Origin of the sequence: Paenibacillus tyrphae (assembly GCF_024158745.1) — a bacterium.
GTDB classification, from domain to species: Bacteria; Bacillota; Bacilli; order Paenibacillales; family NBRC-103111; genus Paenibacillus_G; species Paenibacillus_G tyrfis_A.
In genome coordinates this window covers 401,199-423,628 of the sequence record NZ_JAMZAW010000001.1, presented here as the reverse complement: position 1 = coordinate 423,628, position 22,430 = coordinate 401,199, and the positions used below count along the sequence as shown (strand labels likewise).

Annotated in this window: 18 protein-coding genes; 15 read left to right on the top strand and 3 right to left on the bottom strand. The window is 57.5% G+C overall.

Annotated elements, in window-relative coordinates:
• Positions 1-26 precede the first annotated feature (26 nt).
• Both NI000_RS02010 and NI000_RS02005 read left to right on the top strand, forming a co-directional pair.
• Positions 27-2,177 carry a CheR family methyltransferase gene (locus NI000_RS02010; protein ID WP_253407215.1) on the top strand — a complete coding sequence of 717 codons (2,151 nt, stop codon included), beginning with the start codon at positions 27-29 and terminating at the stop codon, positions 2,175-2,177.
• Positions 2,178-2,188: 11 nt separating this feature from the next.
• The gene (locus NI000_RS02005) at positions 2,189-3,103 is read left to right on the top strand and encodes an ATP-binding protein (RefSeq protein WP_253407213.1); all 915 of its coding nucleotides are present in this window, start codon (positions 2,189-2,191) and stop codon (positions 3,101-3,103) included.
• 59 nt (positions 3,104-3,162) lie between these two features.
• On the opposite strand, the gene NI000_RS02000 is transcribed toward NI000_RS02005, so the two are convergent.
• From NI000_RS02000 to NI000_RS01990, 3 genes are all read right to left on the bottom strand, one after another.
• A complete protein-coding gene (locus tag NI000_RS02000) occupies positions 3,163-4,935 on the bottom strand; it encodes an Rqc2 family fibronectin-binding protein (RefSeq protein WP_253407209.1) in 1,773 nt (590 codons plus the stop codon).
• Positions 4,936-5,104: 169 nt separating this feature from the next.
• Positions 5,105-5,596 carry a hypothetical protein gene (locus tag NI000_RS01995; RefSeq protein WP_253407208.1) on the bottom strand — a complete coding sequence of 164 codons (492 nt, stop codon included), beginning with the start codon at positions 5,594-5,596 and terminating at the stop codon, positions 5,105-5,107.
• Positions 5,597-5,602: 6 nt separating this feature from the next.
• Entirely contained in the window at positions 5,603-6,238 is a 636-nt protein-coding gene (locus NI000_RS01990) for a TetR/AcrR family transcriptional regulator (RefSeq protein ID WP_253407207.1), read from the bottom strand.
• Between the two features lie 191 nt (positions 6,239-6,429).
• Here NI000_RS01990 and NI000_RS01985 point away from each other — a divergent pair, with 191 nt between their 5' ends.
• The 13 genes from NI000_RS01985 to rlmN all read left to right on the top strand — a co-directional run bounded on the left by NI000_RS01985 (position 6,430) and on the right by rlmN (position 22,423).
• A complete protein-coding gene (locus NI000_RS01985) occupies positions 6,430-9,222 on the top strand; it encodes a calcium-translocating P-type ATPase, SERCA-type (RefSeq protein ID WP_253407206.1) in 2,793 nt (930 codons plus the stop codon).
• Between the two features lie 149 nt (positions 9,223-9,371).
• Positions 9,372-10,208, top strand: coding sequence for a diaminopimelate epimerase (dapF, locus tag NI000_RS01980; protein ID WP_253407197.1), 837 nt, complete (start codon positions 9,372-9,374; stop codon positions 10,206-10,208).
• A gap of 32 nt (positions 10,209-10,240) precedes the next feature.
• Positions 10,241-12,136 (top strand): bifunctional homocysteine S-methyltransferase/methylenetetrahydrofolate reductase, encoded by a 1,896-nt coding sequence (locus NI000_RS01975; RefSeq protein WP_253407424.1) that lies wholly within the window; start codon positions 10,241-10,243, stop codon positions 12,134-12,136.
• A 29-nt stretch (positions 12,137-12,165) separates the two neighbouring features.
• Positions 12,166-13,047: a YicC/YloC family endoribonuclease gene (locus tag NI000_RS01970; protein ID WP_253407196.1), complete on the top strand. Its 882-nt coding sequence runs from the start codon at positions 12,166-12,168 to the stop codon at positions 13,045-13,047.
• Between the two features lie 229 nt (positions 13,048-13,276).
• Complete coding sequence (remA, locus tag NI000_RS01965) at positions 13,277-13,537, top strand: extracellular matrix/biofilm regulator RemA (RefSeq protein ID WP_009672664.1); 261 nt, start codon at positions 13,277-13,279, stop codon at positions 13,535-13,537.
• The gene (gene gmk, locus NI000_RS01960) at positions 13,527-14,168 is read left to right on the top strand and encodes a guanylate kinase (RefSeq protein ID WP_253407195.1); all 642 of its coding nucleotides are present in this window, start codon (positions 13,527-13,529) and stop codon (positions 14,166-14,168) included. Before remA ends, gmk begins: the two co-directional genes overlap by 11 nt.
• Position 14,169: 1 nt before the next feature.
• Complete coding sequence (gene rpoZ, locus NI000_RS01955) at positions 14,170-14,385, top strand: DNA-directed RNA polymerase subunit omega (RefSeq protein ID WP_054974465.1); 216 nt, start codon at positions 14,170-14,172, stop codon at positions 14,383-14,385.
• A gap of 75 nt (positions 14,386-14,460) precedes the next feature.
• The gene (coaBC, locus tag NI000_RS01950) at positions 14,461-15,666 is read left to right on the top strand and encodes a bifunctional phosphopantothenoylcysteine decarboxylase/phosphopantothenate--cysteine ligase CoaBC (RefSeq protein WP_253407194.1); all 1,206 of its coding nucleotides are present in this window, start codon (positions 14,461-14,463) and stop codon (positions 15,664-15,666) included.
• Between the two features lie 7 nt (positions 15,667-15,673).
• Positions 15,674-18,178 (top strand): primosomal protein N', encoded by a 2,505-nt coding sequence (gene priA / locus NI000_RS01945; protein ID WP_253407189.1) that lies wholly within the window; start codon positions 15,674-15,676, stop codon positions 18,176-18,178.
• A 103-nt stretch (positions 18,179-18,281) separates the two neighbouring features.
• Complete coding sequence (gene def / locus NI000_RS01940; protein WP_253407188.1) at positions 18,282-18,764, top strand: peptide deformylase; 483 nt, start codon at positions 18,282-18,284, stop codon at positions 18,762-18,764.
• Positions 18,761-19,717, top strand: coding sequence for a methionyl-tRNA formyltransferase (gene fmt / locus NI000_RS01935; protein ID WP_253407186.1), 957 nt, complete (start codon positions 18,761-18,763; stop codon positions 19,715-19,717). The genes def and fmt overlap by 4 nt, the downstream gene beginning before the upstream one ends.
• Before the next feature lie 42 nt (positions 19,718-19,759).
• A complete protein-coding gene (gene rsmB / locus NI000_RS01930; RefSeq protein ID WP_253407184.1) occupies positions 19,760-21,244 on the top strand; it encodes a 16S rRNA (cytosine(967)-C(5))-methyltransferase RsmB in 1,485 nt (494 codons plus the stop codon).
• A gap of 93 nt (positions 21,245-21,337) precedes the next feature.
• Entirely contained in the window at positions 21,338-22,423 is a 1,086-nt protein-coding gene (gene rlmN, locus NI000_RS01925; RefSeq protein WP_253407182.1) for a 23S rRNA (adenine(2503)-C(2))-methyltransferase RlmN, read from the top strand.
• Positions 22,424-22,430: the final 7 nt, after the last annotated feature.

The window sequence follows — 22,430 nt, the reverse complement described above, 5'->3', positions numbered from 1 at the left end:
ACCGGCTGGGAAAGAGGTTGAAATGAATGAACGGTAATCAAGCATTGCAGTACAGGCTGTGTCCGTACGAATCCGGGGGGGAGATCGTCGGAAGGGGGGCGCCGGCCGGAAGGCTTGAAGCACTACCGCAAGTTAGACCGGAAGACGGCGAGCTGGAGCTCTCGTATGACGAACAGACGCTGCAGCGGATTCTCGGGCTGCTGCACAAAGCATGCGGAATCGACTTCCAGAACTACAAACGAAGCAGCCTCATCCGGCGCATCGAACGCCGCATGGGCAGGCTGAACCTGACGGGGATGGAGGATTATGCGCAACTGTTGACAGACGAACCGGACGAGCTGCTCGAGCTGGGCAAAGATTTGCTTATCGGGGTGACGCATTTTTTTCGCGACCCGCGGGCATTCGAGACCATTCAGAAAAAGGTCATCCCCGCCATCGCAGAAAGCAGGCGGCACGAACGGCATATCCGCGTCTGGGTTGCGGGATGCTCTACCGGTGAAGAAGCTTATTCCCTCGCTATGCTGTTTCATCAATTCAACGAGAGCTCGGCGGAGCCTTATTCGGTCAAAATTTTCTCCACGGATCTGGACAAGGACGCGATCGCTGCGGCCAGTCAAGGCATCTATCCCGAAGCGGCGGTGACAAGCCTGCCGAAACCATGGCTGAGGCGGTATTTTACCCGAAACGGAGACCTGTATCACATCGATAAAGACATTCGCAAGATGGTCGTGTTTGCGCATCACAATATGGTTGAAGACCCGCCCTTCAGCCGCTTGGACCTGATCGCCTGCCGCAATCTGCTGATTTACCTGCAATCCGAGACGCAGCGGAAGGTGCTGTCGGCATTTCATTTCGCGCTTAATCCGGATGGGTTTATGTTTTTGGGACCGAGCGAAACGATCGGCCGGCTCACGCATTTATTTGTCCCCTATGACCGCAAGTGGAATATTTTCAGGAAGAAGCGGCCGCCGGGACCGGGGCCGGTGTTCGCAAGCGAGATCGACAAGGGCAACTCTGGCACTTTCCGGACACGTCCGACGGCAGCGGCAAGGCTGGGGCATCGGCAGTCGAAGGACCTGCAAAGCTTCATGAAAACGGACGAGTTGTATACGGCTTTCGTGGACGAGCATATGCCGCCTTGTATGGTGATCGACGAAAACAACGAAGTGATTCATCTCAGCGGCAACGTGAATCCTTATGTAACGCTGGCGAAGGGAAGGCCGAGCTGGAACGTCTACAAAATCGTCGAGGCTCATATTGCAGTCGCGATTGTAACGGCCACGCAAAAAGTCCGCAAAGAAAAGCGAACCATTTATTATAAAAATATGAAGGTAAGCGGCTCCGAGCTGTCGTCATCCGTTAACCTGATAGTGAAGCCGTTTTCATTGAAAAACAAAACATTCGACAAGCTGGTACTCGTTTTGTTCGAGAAGCCGGAGCATCCTGACAACCGGGTCCGGTCCGCCGACGAATTCGAAATCGAACCGAACGTTAATCATCGGATGATCGAGTTGGAGCAAGAGCTGCGGCAGGCGGAGGAGTCGCTACAGGCGACGATTGAAGAGCTGGAGACGTCCAACGAGGAGCTTCAAGCGACCAACGAAGAGCTGGTGGCGGCTAATGAAGAGCTTATGAGCACGAACGAAGAGCTTCAATCGGTGAACGAAGAGCTGGCTACGGTGAACTCGGAATACCGTTTTAAACTCCAGGAACTAACCGAAGTGAACGACGATATGGACAATTTTTTGACCAGTACCAGCATCGGGACGGTTTTCTTGGACACCGGCATGTGCATTCGCCGGTTTACGCCTGCCATCACGAAGGAAATCAATTTGCTTGAGATCGATTGCGGGCGTCCCTTTGGACACATCTCGCATAACTTCGATGACGACGGCATCTTAAGCAATGCCCAAAACGTGTTGAAGACGCTGATTCCCGTCGAACGGGAAATTCGGAGCCGAAGCGGGCTGTGGTACAGCATGCGCGTCCTGCCTTACCGTACGAACGATCATGTGATCAAAGGCATTGTCCTGACATTCGTGGATATCACGGAGCTGAAATCGGTCAACGAGCAGCTGCTTAAGCTTTCCTATGCTGTAGAGCAAAGCCCCTCCGTCACCGTCATTGCCGATACGGAGGGGAAGGTCCAATACGTAACCCCAAATTTACGGAAATGACCGAGTTCCAAATGGCCGAGGTGGTGGGCAGTTCCCTTCGCGAGCTGAATCAATGGGACGCCTCTTCTGCCTCGTTCGAGGAAATCTGGAGCATGCTCTCGTCCGGACACGAGTGGAAGGGCGAACTGGAATGCCGGCGCAAAAACGGGCCGAATTACTCGGAATCCGTCAAAATTTTTCCAATTAAAGATTGGGATGGCCGAGTTATTCATTATCTTAAAATCGCCGAGGACATTACGGAGCGGAAGCAAACGGAGGAATTGCTGCGGAAGTCGGAGATGCTGTCGGCCGTCGGCCAGCTTGCCGCCGGTATCGCGCATGAAATTCGCAATCCGCTGACCGCGCTCAAAGGCTTTACCAAGCTGATGGGCTCGGGAGGGCAGCACGGAAACTATTTGTCCATCATGGCGGCCGAGTTGGAGCGGATCGAAGAAATCGTCGGCGAACTGCTCGTGCTGGCGAAGCCGCAGGCGGCAGACTTTTTGCCGAAATCCGTGGCTTCGATTCTGCATGACGTCATTATGCTGCTTGACACGCAAGCCATCATCAGTAAGGTGATCATTGAAACGGCCATCGAGGATGAACTCCCGCTGGCAAGCTGCGTAGAAAACCAGTTGAAGCAAGTATTCATCAACGTGCTGAAAAACGGAGTGGAAGCGATGCCGGGAGGCGGTACGTTCCTCGTCAAGGCGGAAAAGTCGGAGCGGGGCAGCATACGCATCAGCTTTATCGACCAGGGCTGCGGCATTCCGGAGACCAAGCTGGCGAAGCTGGGACAACCGTTTTATACGACGAAAAACAAAGGAACGGGTCTCGGACTTATGGTCAGCTACAAAATTATTGAAAACCATCGCGGGTCCATGACCATAACGAGCAAGGAAGGGATCGGAACGACGGTCGTTATTGAACTTCCGGCGGTACCGTAAATGAACAAGCACCTGGTCCGCAAGACTGCGGATTCAGGTGCTTTTGCTCGCTATGCGGTTTACTTAATAGCAACCGGCAACTGCTTGATATTCCCCGGATCAGGTGTGACGAACAGCGTTTTTTGATGGTCGTAAATCACGAATCCCGGCTTGGCGCCGCTAGGCTTGCGCACGTGCCGGATGAGCGTATAATCGACCGGCACCTGACTCGATTCCTTGGCTTGGCTGAACCAGGCGGCAAGCTGGGCCGCTTCGTGCAAGGTAGCGTCGCCGAACTCGGCGCTGCGAATGACGACGTGAGAGCCCGGAATATCTTTCGTATGCAGCCACGTATCACCGGGGTGGGCAAGCCGGTTCGTTAAGTATTCGTTCTGCGTGTTGTTTTTGCCGACATAGATCGGGATGCCTTCGCTTGAAGTGTAGCAGGCCAAAGCCGGCTTTTGGTTCGACTTTTTTTTGCGTCCTTTTTTGCCGCGGTCCCGCACGTATCCTTGCTCCGTCAGCTCCTCGCGGATTTCCTCGATATCGGCCAATCCCGCGCTGGCAAGCTGTTGCAGCAAATTGTCCAAATAACGGATTTCCTCGTGCGCCTCGGTCATTTGCTGCTGAACGGCGATCAGGCTGTTTTTGCTTTTGGTATATTTTTTAAAATACCGCTGGGCATTCTCGGACGGCGTCAGCAGCGGGTCCAGCTCGATCGTGACGAGGCGCTGCTCTTCATCATAATAGTTCACGGCCTCGATCTGCTTGTCGCCTTTGCGAATTTGGTGCAGCGAAGCAGTAAGCAGCTCGCCCAGGATGCGGAAGCGATCCGCGCCGCGGGCGTCCTCCATCGTCTCTTCCAGCTTTTCCAGCTTTTTGATGTTTTTGCTTCGTTCGTTGCTGAGCAGCCGGAACAGATCGGCTACGCGCTGCTTTACGGTATCCCGCTCGGCCTTGTCTCCGTAATACGCCTCGAGGCAGGCGCTGATCGAGGCGAAACGCTGCGTCTCGCCCTGCACGTGGCTCAGCCCCGTAATGGAGAAAAACGTTTTGCCCGTTGACGCTTCTTCGACAATGACCGCTTCCGCCGCTCCAGCTTGCAGCTTTTCGGTGAGCTCCCGGAACGGAGCCCACAGCTTCGCGGGCATTTCGGACGGCAGAGGCAGGCTTCCTCCGTTGGCAGCGCGGTACACAAGCTCGCGGGCAACGAGCGGGCTGAACCCGCTAAAATGCCCAACGAGCGCTTGCTCCCAAAAGCGCGGGGAGGCGGGCTCATCAGCCGCCTCGGCCGCTTCGGCAAGGAGAGCGGTGAAACGTTCCTCATTCATTCCGAACGGAAGCAGCTTGTGCTGCTCCGGCGGCGCCGTGTAGACGCTGCCCGGCATGACGATGCGGTAGCTGCTGATCGCCGGCGTGACGTGATGAATGCCGTCGGTAATGATGCCGGTCGCCGGGTCCTTCAAAATAATATTGCTGTGGCGGCCCATAATTTCCACGACGATGGTTTTGAGGCTGAGGTCCCCTAGCTCGTCGCGCTGCCGGATGTTCAGATGCAGTATCCGTTCGAGGCCAGGCTGCTCGATCGATTCGATGATGCCTCCCTCGCAATGCTTGCGCAGCAGCATGCAGAACATGGGCGCTTCCAGCGGATTCAGGAAGCTCTGCCCGGTGAGGTGCACCCGGGGGTAGGTGGGGTTGGCGGACAGCAGCAGCTTCAGGTTGCGGCCGACCGCGCGGATTTGCAGGACGATATCGTTTTCCGATGGCATCTGCACTTTATTGATTCGGGCCCCGACGCAGCATTGCAGCTCGCGGGCCAGACTGTGAACGACGAGACCGTCGAAAGACATGCGGGACAACTCCATTCTTCATGCGCAAAAGCGATTTTTGAGTGCTACCCTCTATCATGCCATATTTTAAGGCAAATTTTAAGCTGTAAGACCCGGATGCCGTTTTCGGGCCCGTTTTTGTGGCCTGAGCCGACGGGAAGAGGGACGGTTCGTGTCAATATTGGCGAGGCTACCGTTTCCTCTTCCGGAGCCAATACAGCGCCGCCGCGATGACCGCGTTGCACAGCACAAGACCTGTCAGCGCGGGCGCGACGACCACGAAGCCGGAATCGCCGCCGAAATAAATGCTCCAGACGATCTTCAGAACGGCGATCAGATTCAGAACGAGCAGGCCGTACAGCCAGGACCGTTTCCAGAACGCATACGCGAGAGCGGCCATCGACCCGGGCACCAGCAGAGTCATCAATATTTTCGCCAAGTTCCAGTCCCCAAGCAAGTAATCCTGCTCCATTTGCAAAAATTGCTGCACGTGCGGGTCAACCGCGGTCGGTTTCGGAAACCAGAACATGCTGCTCAGCAGCAGAAGAAGCACGACAGCGATTCCTTTTAGGCTGCGCCTATAGGCGAAGAAACAGAACGGTAGAAGAAATAACGGGCGAATGTACCAACTCAACACGTTTTGATGTCGTTCATAAGCCCAGAAAAACCATTCCTCCAGCATTTGTATTTACCTCCCCGAACGATTCGTTGCGGCAATGCCGTTTTCCACGATCCGAAGCAGGCTGTCGATCGTCTTCATGGCCTGCTCCTCGCTATCGGACAAGGCTTGATCGGCGTAATGCTCTGCGACGTATACGCTTAGGAACGCAATCAAATCGGCAAGCACCGGCGGATCGACGTCGGGGGCGATCCGGCCCGATTCCTTTTGACGCTCAATGAGCTGAATGAAAAATTCGTTGCTTTTGGCCGCGGCATCGCCGGTTATTTCCCGTTTCAGCCCGGGATCGCGAAGCTTGGCGAAATCTCCCGCGATCGAAGCAAGCTTCGGATGCGCCCGGTAGAAGCGAATGCCGGAGACAAACAGCTCTCGCACCGTTTGCAGCAGATCATTCCGTTCGAGATCGCGGAAGGCTGCGGCCGAGAAGTCCGCCTTTTGACCGCCTATGACCTCCAGGACATGCCTGTAGAGGTCTTTTTTGTCTTCGAAATACTGGTAGAAGCTGCCTTTGGCAATACCGGTTTTCGCGACGATACGCGAAATGCTGGCTTTGGCGTACCCGAATTCGTAAAACTCTTCCACGGCTGCTTCGAAGATCAGGTTTCGCTTGTCGGCAGGCAAATTAAAGAATGTCGGATGCGGCATCAAACACAGCTCCTTTTGGATGTGACTGCACGGTCATATGACTATATAGTCATATTATACATCGTTTCCGCATTTTTTCAATTATTTGTGCGGCGAACGGAGAGCGGCCCCGGTATTCCTTTCCCAGGTGCTAATTTCCAGCTTGTCTGAATACATTTAACGTAGACAACCTTTTGGGAGGGAAAAAGCAGATGAGTCAGAAGAAGTGGTATCAAATGTCGACGGAAGAAACCCTGCAGTCGTCCGGGACAGAGCCTTCAAAAGGGCTGACTATGGAGGAATCGGAAAAGCGTCTGGCCGCACACGGCAAAAACGAGCTGGCGGAAGGACAAGGCGTGTCTCCCGTGACGCTGTTTTTGAACCAATTCAAAGACTTCATGGTGCTCGTGCTCGCCGGAGCGACGCTGGTCTCGGGTCTGCTGGGCGAATATTTGGACGCGGTCGCGATCATTGCGATTATTATCATGAACGGCATTCTTGGCTTCGTGCAGGAATTCCGGGCGGAACGATCGCTGCGGGCGCTGAAGGAGCTGTCGGCGCCGAACGCCAAGGTGCTGCGGGAGGGCCGCGTGGAGCTCATACCGGCAAGATGGCTTGTTCCCGGGGATATCGTCGTGCTGGAAAGCGGCGACCGGGTGCCGGCGGACGTCCGGTTCATTGAGACGAACGGCCTTTATGCGGAAGAGTCCGCGCTGACCGGGGAATCCGTACCGGTCGCCAAACATACGGCGCCGCTGGAGGGAGAAGACATCCCTCTGGGGGACCAGCGCAATGTAGGCTTTATGGGAACGATGCTGACGAGAGGAACGGCCAAAGGAGTCGTGGTCCGTACCGGTATGGCGACGGAGATGGGCAAGATCGCCGACCTGATCCAAAACACCGATGCCACCGAGACGCCTTTGCAGCACCGGCTCGAGCAGCTCGGCAAAATATTGATCATCGTCGCGCTAGCGCTGACGGTAATGGTCGTGGTTGCGGGCATCCTGCACGGACAGGAGCCGTACGGCATGTTCCTCGCCGGGGTGAGCCTGGCGGTTGCCGCGATTCCGGAGGGGCTGCCGGCGATCGTGACCATCGCGCTGGCGCTTGGGGTACAGCGGATGATTCAGCGCAGGGCGATCGTCCGCAAGCTGCCTTCCGTCGAGACGCTCGGCTGCGCTTCGGTCATCTGCTCGGACAAAACCGGCACGCTGACGCAAAATAAAATGGCCGTGACGCACTTGTGGACGGGCGGCGAGCTGCTTGAGGTGACGGGGAACGGCTACGACCCGCGCGGCGATATTTTGAAGCAGGGGCAGCACGTCGATGTGCGGAAAAATCAGATGCTGCGCCGGCTGCTGCAGGTTTCCGTGCTCTGCAACAACGCAGAGCTGCGGGAGGAGCGGGCGGAGTCCAAGACAAAACAGTCGGAAGCCGAGACGGAGGGCGTGTGGAACATCAAGGGCGATCCGACGGAGGGAGCGCTTGTCGTGCTCGGGGCCAAAGCCGGCGTCACGCAGCAATCGCTCGGAGGCTTGTATCGGCGCGTCGTGGAGTTCCCGTTCGATTCGGAGCGCAAGCGGATGTCGGTCATCGTCGAGCATCAGGGCGGCCGGATGGTCTGCACGAAGGGAGCGCCCGACGTCTTGGTGCAGCAGTGCGCCTACGTGCTGTGGGACGACAAAATCATCCCGTTCACTCCGACGCTCAAGCAGAAGGTGATGGCCGCGAACGAAGGGATGGCCAAAAACGCGCTCCGCGTGCTCGGCCTGGCTTACCGCGATTTGAAGCCGACGGAACGGAGCGAGGAAGAGACGGCGGTGGAAAGCCAGCTTGTTTTCGTCGGTCTGACCGGGATGATCGACCCGCCGCGCAAAGAAGCGCGGGAAGCGATTCTCAAATGCCGCAAGGCCGGCATCAAAACGGTCATGATCACCGGCGATCATCAGACGACGGCGGAAGCCATCGCCAGGCAGATCGGCATTTTGCCGCAGGACGGCCTCGCTCTGAACGGCCAGCAGCTTGGCGCGATGAGCGACGACGACCTGGATAAGCGAATCGGCGAGGTGTACGTGTACGCACGAGTGTCGCCGGAGCATAAGCTGCGCATCGTCAAATCGCTGCAGCGCCAAGGCCACGTCGTTGCGATGACCGGCGACGGCGTGAACGACGCGCCGGCGATCAAGGCGGCGGATATCGGCATCGCCATGGGGATCAGCGGGACGGACGTATCGAAGGAAGCATCCGCGCTCGTGCTCAGCGACGATAATTTTGCCACGATCGTCTCGGCTATCGAAGAAGGACGCGGGATTTACGAAAATATCCGCAAATTTATCCGCTACTTGCTCGCTTCGAATGTCGGCGAAATTTTGACGATGTTTCTCGCCATGCTGGCCGGGCTACCGCTGCCGCTCGTGCCGATTCAGATTTTATGGGTCAATCTGGTGACGGACGGCCTGCCGGCCATGGCGCTCGGTGTGGATCAGGCGGAGAAAGATCTGATGCAGCAGAAGCCCCGCATGGCCAAAGAAAATATTTTCGCTCGCCGCCTCGGGTGGAAAATTATCAGCCGTGGCATCCTGATCGGACTATGCACTCTGGCGGCGTTCTACATTACGCTCAAGCAGGGCGGGGACGGCTCGGGCGCGCTTATGAAGGCGCAGACGGTCGCTTTCGTCACGCTGGTTATGGCGCAGCTCATCCACGTGTTCGACTGCCGCAGCTCGCGCTCGATTTTTCACCGGAACCCGCTGCAGAACAAGTGGCTTGTGATGGCGGTCGTCTCTTCGCTGCTGCTGATGCTGCCGGTGCTTTATGTGGAGAAGCTTCAGCCGATTTTCAAGACGGTGCCGCTCGGTGTTGCGGATTGGGTGCTTGTGCTCGTATTTGCGGGCATTCCGACATTCCTGATGGGCATCGGAAGCCTGATGAGCAAGCCGCGAAAACGCAAGCCCGCGTCTTACGGAGGCGGCGGGGCGAAGGCGATGAAGCCGGTCATACGTTAAAGGGAATGGGAGCCGGACCCCTGCGAAAGCAGAGGGTTCGGCTATTTGCATTTTCGCCCGAATTCGGATAAAATTTTGCGGAACCGCTATGCATAGCTGCGAATTTGCGATATAGTAGGGTGTAAAACGCTGAAATGGGAGCCAAAACGATGAATTTCACGAAAATGCAAGGGTTGGGCAACGATTTTATCGTCTTGCACGGCCACAAGGAGCTGCCTGTGGATGCATCCGAGCAAGCGATCCGGTTGTGCGACCGCCATTTCGGCATCGGCGCGGACGGTCTTGTCTACCTGCTTCCTTCGGCAAAAGCCGATTATATGATGCGAATCATCAATTCCGACGGCTCGGAGGCGGAGCAATGCGGCAACGCCATCCGCTGTGCGGCCAAATATATTTACGATCACGAGCTTGTTCCCCGGGACAAGACGGAGCTGACGATCGAAACGATCGGAGCCGGGGCGCAGGCGGTGCAGCTGACGGTCAAGGAAGGGCGCGTCGCTGCGGTACGCGTCGATATGGGCGCGCCGGTATTGAACGGGCTCGAAGTTCCTACGACGATCGACGAGCCGCAGGTCATCGGGTATCCGGTCACCGTCGACGGACGCGAATTCCGGTTCACCGCCGTATCGATGGGCAACCCTCACTGCGTCATTTTTGTCGAGGATGCCGTTGGAACGGATCTGCACGCTTGGGGCCCAAAGCTCGAAACACACGCGCTGTTTCCACGTAAAATTAATGTAGAGTTTGCGACGGTCCAAAGGCGCGATTATGCCGATATGCGGGTGTGGGAACGCGGCGCGGGCCCGACGCTCGCCTGCGGAACGGGCGCCTGCGCCACGCTGGTGGCCGGGGTGCTTACCGGACAAATGGACCGGGAAGCGGTCATTTCCTTAAAAGGCGGCGAGCTTCAGATTGAATGGAACGAGTCGGATAACCATGTCTATATGACAGGACCGGCGGAAATCGTGTTTAAAGGAACGCTGTAAGGTCCATCATGGAGAGAAGGGAGATGCCGTTGGTGAAACCGGATTTGCGAGAAGCTCTCAGACGTCAGGTGCTGGTAGGGGACGGGGCCATGGGTACGTACCTGTATCAGATGGGTTTTCCTGTCGGCATTTCTTATGAAGAATTAAATTTGTTGGAGCCCGATGTCATTGTGGACGTGCATCGGCGTTATTATGAAGCGGGAGCGCGTTTAATCGAGACCAATACGTTCTCGGCGAACCGCGAAAAGCTGTCCAAATACGGGCTGGAGCAGGAGATGGAGGCGATCAACCGCGCCGGCGTCGAGCTGGCCAGAAAAGCGGTTGGAGACGACGCCTATGTTGTCGGCGCTATCGGCTCGATCCGGGCGGGCAAACGAAAAAATGTCCGCACCGCCAAGGTCAAGGAAGATATTCGCGACCAAATCGAGGTGCTTGTCGATACGCCGGTGGATGGGCTGCTGCTCGAGTCGTTCTACGATTTGGAGGAAATGTTGATCGCGCTGAAGCTGATCCGCAAGGTCAGCGAGCTCCCGGTCATTTGCCAGTTTGCCACCGAAGGCACGGGTTCGACGCATGATGGCATCCTGCTGACGGAAGCGTTCCGGAAACTGACGGCGGCCGGGGCCGACGTGGTCGGCTTCAATTGCCGGAGCGGTCCGAACGGGCTGATGCGTTCGCTCCAGCGGGTCGCCGGCATGGAAGGGGCGCCGCCGTTCTCGGTGTTCCCGAACGCAGGGATCGCCGACTATGTGGACGGACGGTATACTTATGCGGCTACTCCGCAATATTTCGGGGAAACCGCCCGGAAATTCGTCGACTTGGGAGCGCGCATCGTCGGCGGCTGCTGCGGCACGACGCCGGAGCATATCGCCGCTATGGCGCAGTCGCTTCACAACTATGCGCCCGATCCGGATGCTTTGCGCTTGCTGCAGGAAGTTGGCGAGGGAAGCGAGACCGGCCGCATTGTGACGCGTCTGCAGCCCGTATCGTCGCCTCCCGCTCCGGAGCCGAATCTCGCCGAGCTCGCGAAGGAGCGCTATACCGTCATCGTGGAGCTTGACCCGCCACGGGATCTGGACATCGAGAAGTTCATGCAGGGGGCGCAGGCGCTCAAAAATGCCGGAGTCGACGCGCTGACGATGGCGGACAATTCGCTCGCCGTCACACGGATGAGCAATCTGGCTCTCGGCAGTCTGGTGAAAGAGAGAATCGGCATGAAGCCGCTTATTCACATCGCCTGCCGGGACCGCAACATGATCGGCACCCAATCGCATATGATGGGGCTGCATGCGCTCGGCATCGACCATGTGCTGGCTGTGACGGGCGATCCGGCGAAATTCGGCGATTTGCCGGGTTCGAGCTCCGTGTACGATCTGACGTCGTTTGAGATCATCCGGATGATCAAGCAGTTGAACGAGGGCATCGCTTTTTCTGGCAAGTCGCTTAAGAAAAAAGCGAATTTCGTCGTAGGCGCCGCCTTCAATCCCAACGTCAAGCACTTGGATAAAGCGGTGCAGCGGCTTGAGCGTAAAATCGAGTCCGGCGCCGATTATATCATGACCCAGCCGGTCTATAATGCGGAGCTGATCGAGAAGGTGTACGAGGCGACAAAGCATCTGGACGTTCCGATCTTTATCGGCATTATGCCGCTCGCCAGCGGGGGCAACGCCGAATACCTGCACAATGAGGTTCCGGGCATTCAGCTATCGGACGAAGTCCGGCAGCGGATGAGCGGGCTCAAGGGCGAGGAAGGACGGGCCATGGGCGTGCAGATCGCCAAGGAACTTCTCGATGCGGCGATGCGTTATTTTAAAGGAATTTACCTGATGACGCCGTTCCTTGCCTACGAGATGACCGTACAGTTGACGGAGTACGTTTGGGAGAAAGCGCATCGGCTTGATTCCCACTTGTACCCACTATCAAAATGAATTAGAATAGGATAATGGATGTGAAGGCCATGGTCATCAGTATGACCGGCTTCGGACAAGCCGCACGTACGACGGACGGCTTCCGGATCCAGATTGACCTGAAATCGGTCAATCACCGTTACTGCGAGATCGTGGTACGGATGCCCCGGGAATTTGCCCGTTACGAGAACGCGGTTAAGGCCGCCGTTCAGCAGCATGTAAGGCGCGGGCGTGTCGATGCGTTCGTTACGGTTGAACGCGACCGCGACGTACCACAAGCCGTCGAGATCGATTGGAGCTTGGCGATGGGCTATGTCCAGGCGGCCGAACAGCTGCGGGAGCGGTTATCCCTTAAGGACGAGCTGAACCTGCGCGACTTGCTTGCCATTCCCGGCCTGGTTGCGATCGGGCAACATCAGGAGATGGCCGAGGAGCGGATGGAAGCGGAGCTCGTTGCCTGCGCAGTAGAAGCGGCTAGAGAGCTTTCGGACATGCGCGAAAAGGAAGGCGCCTTTCTTCAGAGCGATCTGATGCAGCGTATCGGGACGATGGAGCATTATTGCAGCACAGCGTCGGGGATCGCGCCTCAAGTGGTCCAAGACTATGCCGGCAAGCTCCGCGCCCGGATCGAAGAGCTTTTGCAGCAAGCGGCTCCGGACGAGCAGCGGCTTGCCATGGAGATCGCCGTCTTCGCCGACCGTGCCAGTATCGCCGAAGAGCTGACCCGTCTGCAGAGCCACTGCAAGCAGTTCCGGGAACTGTTGAAATCAACCGAACCGGTGGGCCGAAAACTCGATTTTCTCGTTCAGGAGATGAACCGGGAAGCGAATACGATCGGTTCCAAAGCGAATCATGCCCAGCTGGCCTCCGTGGTGGTCGACATGAAAGCGGAGCTCGAAAAAATGCGGGAGCAGATTCAAAATATCGAGTAATTTTAGTAATTAACTCTTTCTTTTGAAATGATTTTTGTTTGTTGCGGTTGGCGGAGAATAGAGGATCTGCCGGAGAGTCTACGTGCCGCCTTTGAAATCGGGTTCTTACCGCAAGGGAAGTTGATGAAGAACCCGATTTCAAGAGCGGCCGGAGGCAGATGCTGCTGATTCGCAGCCACTGACGAACAACCTCTCATTTTAAAAGAAAGTTCCAGGGGGAACCTATAACATGGCGATCAAACTAATCAACATCGGTTTCGGGAATATCGTATCTGCGAATCGAATCATTTCCATTGTCAGCCCGGAATCGGCACCGATCAAACGGATCATCCAAGAAGCGCGCGACCGCCATATGCTGATCGATGCGACTTACGGTCGCCGCACCCGCGCCGTCATTATCACGGACAGCGATCATGTCATTTTGTCCGCGGTACAGCCGGAAACGGTGGCGCATCGACTTTCCAATAAGGACGATGATCATGACGAGTAATGTAGGATATACCCCTGCGGATAAGGGAATTTTGATCGTGCTTTCCGGTCCTTCCGGCGTCGGCAAGGGTACCGTCTGTAAAGCGCTGCGGAACTGCGCGCCGGATATCGTGTATTCGGTCTCCGCGACAACGCGGGCTCCGCGGCAGGGCGAGATGGATGGGGTCAATTATTTCTTTAAGACCAGAGAACAATTCCAGCAAATGATTGCGCAGGACCAAATGCTGGAGTGGGCGGAATACGTAGGCAATTATTACGGAACGCCGCGCAAGTTTGTAGAAGAAACGCTGAACGCAGGCAAGGACATTATTTTGGAGATCGAAGTGCAGGGTGCGCTGAAGGTGAAGCAGAAGTTCCCGCAAGGGGTATTCCTTTTTCTGCTGCCTCCGTCGCTGCCGGAGCTTGAAAGCCGCATCGTCGGGCGCGGTACGGAATCCGAGGAAACGATTCGCAGCCGCATGTCGGTGGCGGTCGACGAGATCGCGATGATGGAGCATTACGATTACGCTATCGTCAACGATCAAGTAGACCTCGCCTGTTCTCGCATCCGCAGCATTTTGACGGCGGAGCACTGCCGCAAAGACAGGATGGTTTCCAAAATTCAACATTGGATGGCTGAGGTGAAAAAATAACATGTTGTATCCTTCAATCGACAAACTTTTGGACAAGGTAGATAGCAAATATTCGCTCGTAGTAGCGGCCGCCAAACGGGCGCGCATGCTGCGTGACGGTTCTAAAACCGAAGTAAAGCAAAAGAAGTCGCATAAATATGTAGGTCTGGCTCTGGAAGAAATCTATGAAGACCATATTTCCTACGAGAAATTGCAAAACAAAGAGTCCTTAAAGTAAACAACAACCCTCGTGGTTGTTATTTTTTTCGCAAGGATACGATTCATTGCCCGTAAGGGAAAGGAGCGATGCCCCATGTTGAACGGAAAAACGATCTTGCTCGGGGTCAGCGGCGGCATTGCCGCTTACAAAGGGGCGGCGGTGTGCAGCAAGCTGGCGCAGGCGGGAGCCGACGTGCGGGTGATCATGACGGAATCGGCGACCAAATTTGTGGCGCCGCTAACGTTCCAAACGTTGTCGAGACACGATGTCATCGTCGATACGTTCGACGAAAAGGACGCTTCCGTCGTATCGCATATCGATCTGGCCGACAGGGCGGACGTCGTCGTGATCGCCCCGGCCACCGCCAACGTCATCGGCAAAATCGCGCTGGGTCTCGCCGACGATATGCTCAGCACGACGCTATTGGCCACCACGGCGCCGATTCTCGTAGCTCCCGCCATGAACGTACATATGTATGCGCACCCGGCGGTACAGGCCAACATGCAGAAGCTGGCGGAGCGCGGCGTGCGGTTCATCGAGCCGGGCACGGGTCAGCTGGCTTGCGGCTACGTGGGCAAGGGCCGCTTGGCGGAGCCGGAAGAGATCGTGGCGGCGGTCGAACGTTTTTTTCAGGAGAAGCGGCTGCTTGAAGGCAGGCGTGTCCTGGTTACGGCCGGCGCAACGGTGGAACGGATTGACCCCGTCCGGTATTTGACCAACGATTCCTCGGGCAAAATGGGGTACGCGATCGCCGAGGAAGCGCAGCGGATGGGGGCGAACGTGACGCTCGTCACGGGCAAAGCTTCGATTGCCGCACCCGCCGGCGTGACCGTGGTCAAAGTCGAATCCGCGCTGGAAATGATGGAAGCGGTCCTTTCCCGACTGCCCGAGCAGGATGTGATTATCAAGGCGGCGGCCGTGGCCGATTACCGGCCCGCGGAGCAGGCGGAGCACAAAATCAAGAAAAGCGGAGACGAAATGACGATGCGGCTGGTGAAAAATCCGGATATCGCGCAAGCGGTCGGCGAACGGAAGAAACCGTCGCAGCTTCTCGTCGGTTTTGCGGCCGAAACGCAGCATTTGGAGACGTTTGCGCAAGAAAAGCTAAAGAAGAAGCGCTGCGATCTGCTGGTAGCCAACGACGTGACGATGGAAGGGGCAGGCTTCGGCACGGATACGAACGTCGTACGGATTTATGATTCCGAGGGGCTGGTTGAAGCGCTGCCTCTGATGTCGAAAGGACAAGTCGCGGCCAGATTGCTCGCGCTAGTTGCGGATCGTCTCGGAAAGGGGAGATGACCGACGAATGTACGCCAAAGTCATTGTGGATGTCCCGGCCCGGCCTACGAACCGGGCATTTGACTATATAGTACCGGAAACGATGCGGGACTACATCGCCGTGGGGAGCCGCGTCGGCGTTCCCTTCGGCCCGCGGACCGTACAAGGGTTTGTCGTGGAGCTTCACGAAGGAACGGACCTCGACCCGGAGAAGCTGAAGCCGATCCGCCAGACGTTGGACGTCACTCCTCCGCTAACCCCCGAGCTGGTAAAGCTGGGCCGCTGGATCAGCCGCACGTACCTTTGCCACGAAGTTATTGCGCTGCAAGCGATGATCCCCGGCGCGCTTAAGGCCAAGTACGAACGGCATGTTAAGGCGGCCGCCGACCTGGAGACCGAAGAAAAGCAGCCGGAGCTGCTGCCTCTGCTCCTCCCCGAGCAGGAAGAAATCCTCGCTTATGTCCGCAAGCACGAATCGGTCGAGCTGGAATCGCTGCTGCAAACATTTTCGGAAAAAGGCGCACTGATCAAGCAACTGCTGGAAGACGGACGGCTCACGGAAATTCAAATGGTCAAAGACCGGATGTCTACGAAAAAAGCGCTTTATGTGTTTCCGCCGAACGATCCCGACCAGTTGGAAGCGTGGCAAGCCGAGCTGCCGGCCCGCGCGGCCAAGCAAAAGCAGGTGCTCGCTTTTCTGCAGGAGCATCCCGAGCCGATCAAGCTGACGGAGCTGCTGACGAAGCTTCAAATCACTGCCGCGGCGGTCAAAGGGCTCGCCGAACGAGGCTGGCTTCGGCTGGAGGAAACCGAGGTGCAGCGCGATCCCTATGCGTCGCGCACCTTCAAGCCGACCTCACCGCTCCCGCTCACGCTCGAGCAGCAATCGGTATTCGAACGGATCAGGGAGGCGGCGCAAGGACGGACGCGGCGCGTCTTTTTGCTGCACGGCGTGACCGGCAGCGGCAAGACGGAGGTCTATCTCCAGTCGATCCAATCCTGCCTGGATCAAGGCCGAGAAGCGATCGTGCTCGTCCCGGAAATTTCACTTACGCCCCAGATGGTGGAGCGGTTCAAAGGAAGGTTCGGCAACCGGGTCGCCGTGCTGCACAGCCGTCTATCCAACGGCGAACGCTATGACGAATGGCGCAAAATCGTGCGCCGGGAAGTCAGCGTCGTGATAGGCGCGCGCTCGGCGATTTTCGCGCCATTTACGAATATTGGACTCATGATTATCGATGAAGAACACGAATCGACCTATAAGCAAGAAGAAAGCCCGAAATATCACGCCCGCGATGTGGCGATCGCCCGGGCGGGCGAGCACGGGGCCTCGGTCGTGCTGGGCTCCGCTACGCCATCGTTGGAAAGCATGTACCGTACCTCCGTCGAAGCCGCCGCTTTGGCAACCCCCGATCGTCCGGCATTCGAATTGCTTTCCATGCCTTCACGCGTCGAGGGAAGGCCGCTGCCGCGGGTGAACATCATTGATATGCGCGAGGAACTGAAGAGCGGCAACCGGTCGATGTTCAGCCGCGCTTTGTATAAAGCGATCGAAGATCGGTTACACAAGAAGGAACAGGTCGTCCTGCTGCTGAACCGGCGCGGGTACGCGACGTTCGTCATGTGCCGCACCTGCGGCTATGTGGCGGATTGTCCGCATTGCGATATCTCGCTGACGTACCATCAAAGCTCCAAGGCGATCCGCTGTCATTACTGCGGCTACGCGGAGCGCGAATTGGCCATCTGTCCGGACTGCGGCAGCGAGCATATCCGCCATTTCGGCACGGGAACGCAGCGGGTCGAGGAGGAGCTCGGCAAGCTGTTCCCAGGCATTCGCGTCATTCGCATGGACGTCGACACGACGACGGAAAAGGGCTCGCACGAAAAATGGCTTACGATGTTCCGCAACCGTCAGGCCGACGTGCTGCTCGGCACGCAGATGGTCGCCAAGGGGCTTGATTTTCCTTACGTGACGCTCGTCGGCGCGCTCGCTGCCGATTCCGTTCTGAACCTGCCCGATTTCCGTGCGGCCGAACGGTCGTTTCAGCTACTGACGCAGGTGGCGGGACGCGCCGGACGGCACGAGCTGCCCGGCGAGGTGTTCGTACAAACGTACACGCCGGAGCATTACAGCATTATGAGCGCGAGCAAGCATGATTATATGGGCTTTATGCGCAAAGAGATGCTGATGCGCAAGCTGCACAATTACCCGCCGTTTCACCGGCTCGTTTTGATTACGCTGTCGCACGAGCAGGTGCAGCTGCTGCTTCGCGCGGGCGAAATGCTGGCTTCCCGTCTCAAGGAGCTGGCGCAGACGATGCAAGCGGACGGAATCGAGCTGGAGGTGCTGGGGCCCGTCGCTTCACCGATTTCAAGGATCAAAGATAGATATCGGTTTCAATGCATGATAAAATATCGGGGAGAGACGGACATTTCCGCCTTGGTCCAGAAAGCGGCCGCCGTGCTTGACGATACCGTGAAGCAGCACAAGCTGACGGTGGCGATCGATGTCGATCCCCAAGTGTTAATGTAACGGAGCTGTCAACCGGCCCATGCGGCCGGAATATACATAACGTATCAGCCGGCTGCAGATTGGCCGGTTCATTCTCCTGAAATGAAAAGGATGGTGCTTATATATGGCAATCAAAATCATCGTGAAGGACCCGGACCCGGTGCTGCGTGAAAAATGCAAGCCCGTTCCCAAAATTACGCCGAACATTCATAAGCTGCTGAATGACATGGCGGATACGATGTACGATGCGGAGGGCGTAGGATTGGCCGCGCCGCAGATCGGCATTCTCAAGCGGGTAATCGTGATGGACGTCGGTGACGAGCACGGCTTGATCGAGCTGATCAATCCGGAGATCATCGAGCGAGAAGGGGAGCAGTTCGGACCGGAAGGCTGCTTAAGCATTCCCGGATTTACGGGCGATGTGAAGCGGGCTGCACATGTGAAGGTGAAAGGTCTGAACCGCAACGGCGATGAGATCGTCATTGAAGGGACCGAGCTGCTGGCCCGCTGTATTCAGCATGAGGTGGATCATCTAAACGGGGTGCTGTATACGGATTTGGCGGAAAAAATGTATCGCAGCGAGCAACAGGATCGTGATGACGCATGAAAGTGATTTTTATGGGCACGCCGGATTTCGCCGTGCCATCTCTGCAGACGCTGCTGAACGATAAAAATCTGGAAGTCGTCGCGGTCGTCACGCAGCCGGACCGTCCGGTCGGGCGCAAACGCGTGCTGACGCCGACCCCCGTCAAGGTCGAGGCGGAGAAGCACGGCCTGCCCGTGCTTCAGCCGGAACGGCTGCGCCGCCCGGAGTCCGTCGAGGCGATCCGCGCCCTGCAGCCGGATCTGATCGTGACGGCGGCCTTCGGACAAATTTTGCCGAAATCGGTACTCGAGCTGCCGAAGCTGGGCTGTATTAATATCCACGCGTCGCTGCTCCCCAAATACCGGGGTGGGGCGCCGATTCACTACGCCGTGATGAACGGCGACGCCGTCACCGGCGTCACGATCATGTACATGGCGGAAGGTCTGGATACCGGCGACATGATCAGCAAGATCGAGGTGCCGATCGAGGACAGCGATACGACCGGCACGATGTTCGACAAGCTGAGCTTGGCCGGAGCGAAGCTGCTGGAGGAGACGCTGCCGGATTTGCTGGCGGGCCGCGTGCAGCCGGTGCCGCAGAACGATGCGGAGGCGGTCTATTCGCCGAACATTACCCGCGAGCAGGAACTGATCGATTGGACTAAGCCGGCGGAGCAGCTATGGAATCTGGTGCGGGGGCTGCATCCCCGGCCGGGAGCTTATACGCTGTGGAACGGCGAAGTATTGAAAATATGGACGTGCGCCAAGCCCGCCGAGTCGGATCAAGTACCCGATGGCGTACAGCCGGGCACTGTGCTGGAAGCGGGAGAACGAGGAATCGCCGTAGCTACCGGACAAGGCGTTCTGTGGATCACGGAGCTGCAGCCGGCGGGCAAGAAGGCCATGGACGCCGCCGCGTTCGCGCGAAGCGGACAGCTGGCGCCGGGCACTGTGCTTGGGACATCGGGCGATTGAGCTGTGAGCTGCTATGAGCTATAGAAGAAAAGCGGAGGAATTATGAACGAAACGAATCAACCGTCCTCCGGACGGACCAAGCAGGCAGGAGCGGCAGGAGGCAAACGTACCGGCGGCTCGGCTTCGGGTGGAGCCCGGGGGAGCCGTCACGGGAATGCTCCCCGGGCAAGCAAAGGCCCGGCTCAAGGCTCGGCCAGGGAAGCGGCCCTCGACGTGCTGGTGCGGATCGAGCAGGACCGTTCGTACAGCAATTTGCTGCTCAACCAGACGCTGCAGAAGTACAAGCTGGACAAGCCGGATGCAGGGCTAGCGACCGAAATTGTATACGGAACGGTGCAGCGGCTCGGCACGATCGACTTTTTTTTGGAGCGGTTCGTCAGCAAAGGGCTGGCGAAGCTGCAGCCGTGGGTTCGCAACCTGCTGCGGCTGAGTTTTTACCAGCTGCACTATTTGGACCGGATTCCGGACCATGCGATCGTCAACGAAGCGGTCAATATCGCGAAGCGGCAGGGTCACCAAGGCATCTCCGGCATGGTCAACGGCGTGCTGCGCAGCGTGCTCCGCAGCAAAAGCGAGCTCGTCCTGCCCGCCGGGCTGCCGGCCGAGCGGCGCATCGCGCTTGCGCAGTCGCACCCGGAGTGGCTGGTACGGCGCTGGATCCGCGAGTTCGGCGAGCAGACGGCCGAACGGCTCTGCGAGGCCAACAACACGCCGCCGCGCGTGAGCCTTCGCGCGAATGCGCTGAAGCTCGGCCCGGACGAGCTGGCCGAGCGGCTGCGGCAAGGAGGGCTCGAAGCGGAGCCCTCCGCGGTTGCGCCCGCCGGCGTGATCGTGCGCGGCGGCGGCAACATGGCCCTCTCGCCGGACTACGCGGCGGGCCTGTATTCGGTCCAAGACGAGAGTTCCATGCTCGTCGCGGAATGGGTGGACCCGCAGCCGGGCGAGCGGGTGCTGGACTGCTGCGCCGCGCCCGGCGGCAAGACGACGCACCTTGCGGAGAAGATGGGCGACCGCGGCGAAATCGTCGCTTGCGACGTTCACGAGCATAAGCGGAAGCTCATCGAGGAGCAGGCGGAGCGCCTCGCGCTGCGGTCGATTCGGACGCTGACGGCGGACGCGCGCCAGCTGGCGGAGCATTTTGCCCCGGAAAGCTTCGATCGCATCCTGCTTGACGCTCCCTGCTCGGGGCTTGGCGTCATCCGTCGGAAGCCGGATATGAAGTGGAGCAAAAGCGAAGCGGAGCTAACGGAGATCTGCGATATCCAGCGGGAGCTGCTGGAGGCGGTACATCCGCTGCTGAAGCCGGGCGGTGTGCTTGTGTACAGCACATGCACGGTGGAGATGGCCGAGAACGAAGACATGATCCGCGAATTTTTGGCGAACCATCCTTCGTTTGAGGCGGAGCTGCCCGAAGTGCCGGAGACGCTCCAAGAGCGGCTGGACGTGGAACTTGCTGCGGTGCGGATTATGCCATACGATTACGGTTCAGACGGCTTTTTCATCGCCCGGCTGCGCAAGCGAGCATAGAACCGCAAAATGTGGTAAAATAAAACGTGGCCTTTTCGGCGGATTGTCCCCGAAAGGGCTTCACTATAGACTAAACAGGTTGTGATGCATACAATGAACGAAATAGAAACCAGATGGCAGCCGAAAAACGAAAAGCCGTACGTCTACGACTTTACCCTGGAGGATTGGCAGCAATGGGTCAAGGACAACGGAGAGGCGGGCTTTCGCGCCGGCCAAATTTTCGATTGGCTGTATGTGAAAAGAGTTTCAAGCTTCGACGAGATGACGAATCTTCCGAAAACGCTCAGGGATCGGCTTATGGAGCAGTTCGACTTCGTCACGCTCACGGAAGTGGCGCACTACCGTTCGAAGGACGGGACCGTCAAGTTTTTGTTCGAGCTTAGCGACGAGAATGCGATCGAAACGGTCATCATGAAGCACAGCTACGGGAACAGTATCTGCGTAACGACGCAGGTCGGCTGCCGGGTCGGCTGTACGTTCTGCGCCTCGACGCTTGGCGGGTTGAAGCGGAATTTGACGTCCGGCGAGATCATCGCTCAGGTCGTCAAAGCGCAGCAGCTCTTGGACGAAACGCAGGAGCGGGTCAGCAGCATCGTCATCATGGGAATCGGCGAGCCGTTCGAAAATTACGACGCGGTGATGAAGTTTCTCAAGGTGATGATCCATCCGAAGGGGCTGAATATCGGCCAGCGGCACATTACGGTATCGACGAGCGGCATCGTTCCGAACATTTACCGGTTTGCCGACGAGGATACGCAGATCAATTTGGCGATTTCGATCCATGCGCCGAACGATGCGCTGCGTTCCAAGCTGATGCCGGTCAACCGCCGCTATCCGTTTGCCGAGCTGATCGAAGCCTGTCAATATTACGTTGCAAAAACCGGACGGCGTATAACGTTCGAATACGCGCTGATGGGCGGCGTAAACGATCAGGCCGAACACGCGGAGGAGCTGGCGAAAGTATTAAAAGCATTTCCGATGGCGCACGTGAACTTGATTCCGGTCAATTTCGTTTCGGAGCGCGACTATGTGCGTACGCCCCGGAATGATATCTTCACGTTCCAACGCATTCTGGAACGCAACAAAATCAACGCCACCATACGCCGGGAGCAGGGCAGCGATATCGCGGCCGCCTGTGGGCAGCTGCGGGCGAAGCATATGGAGTCGGGTGCGAGGTGAAGCAAGC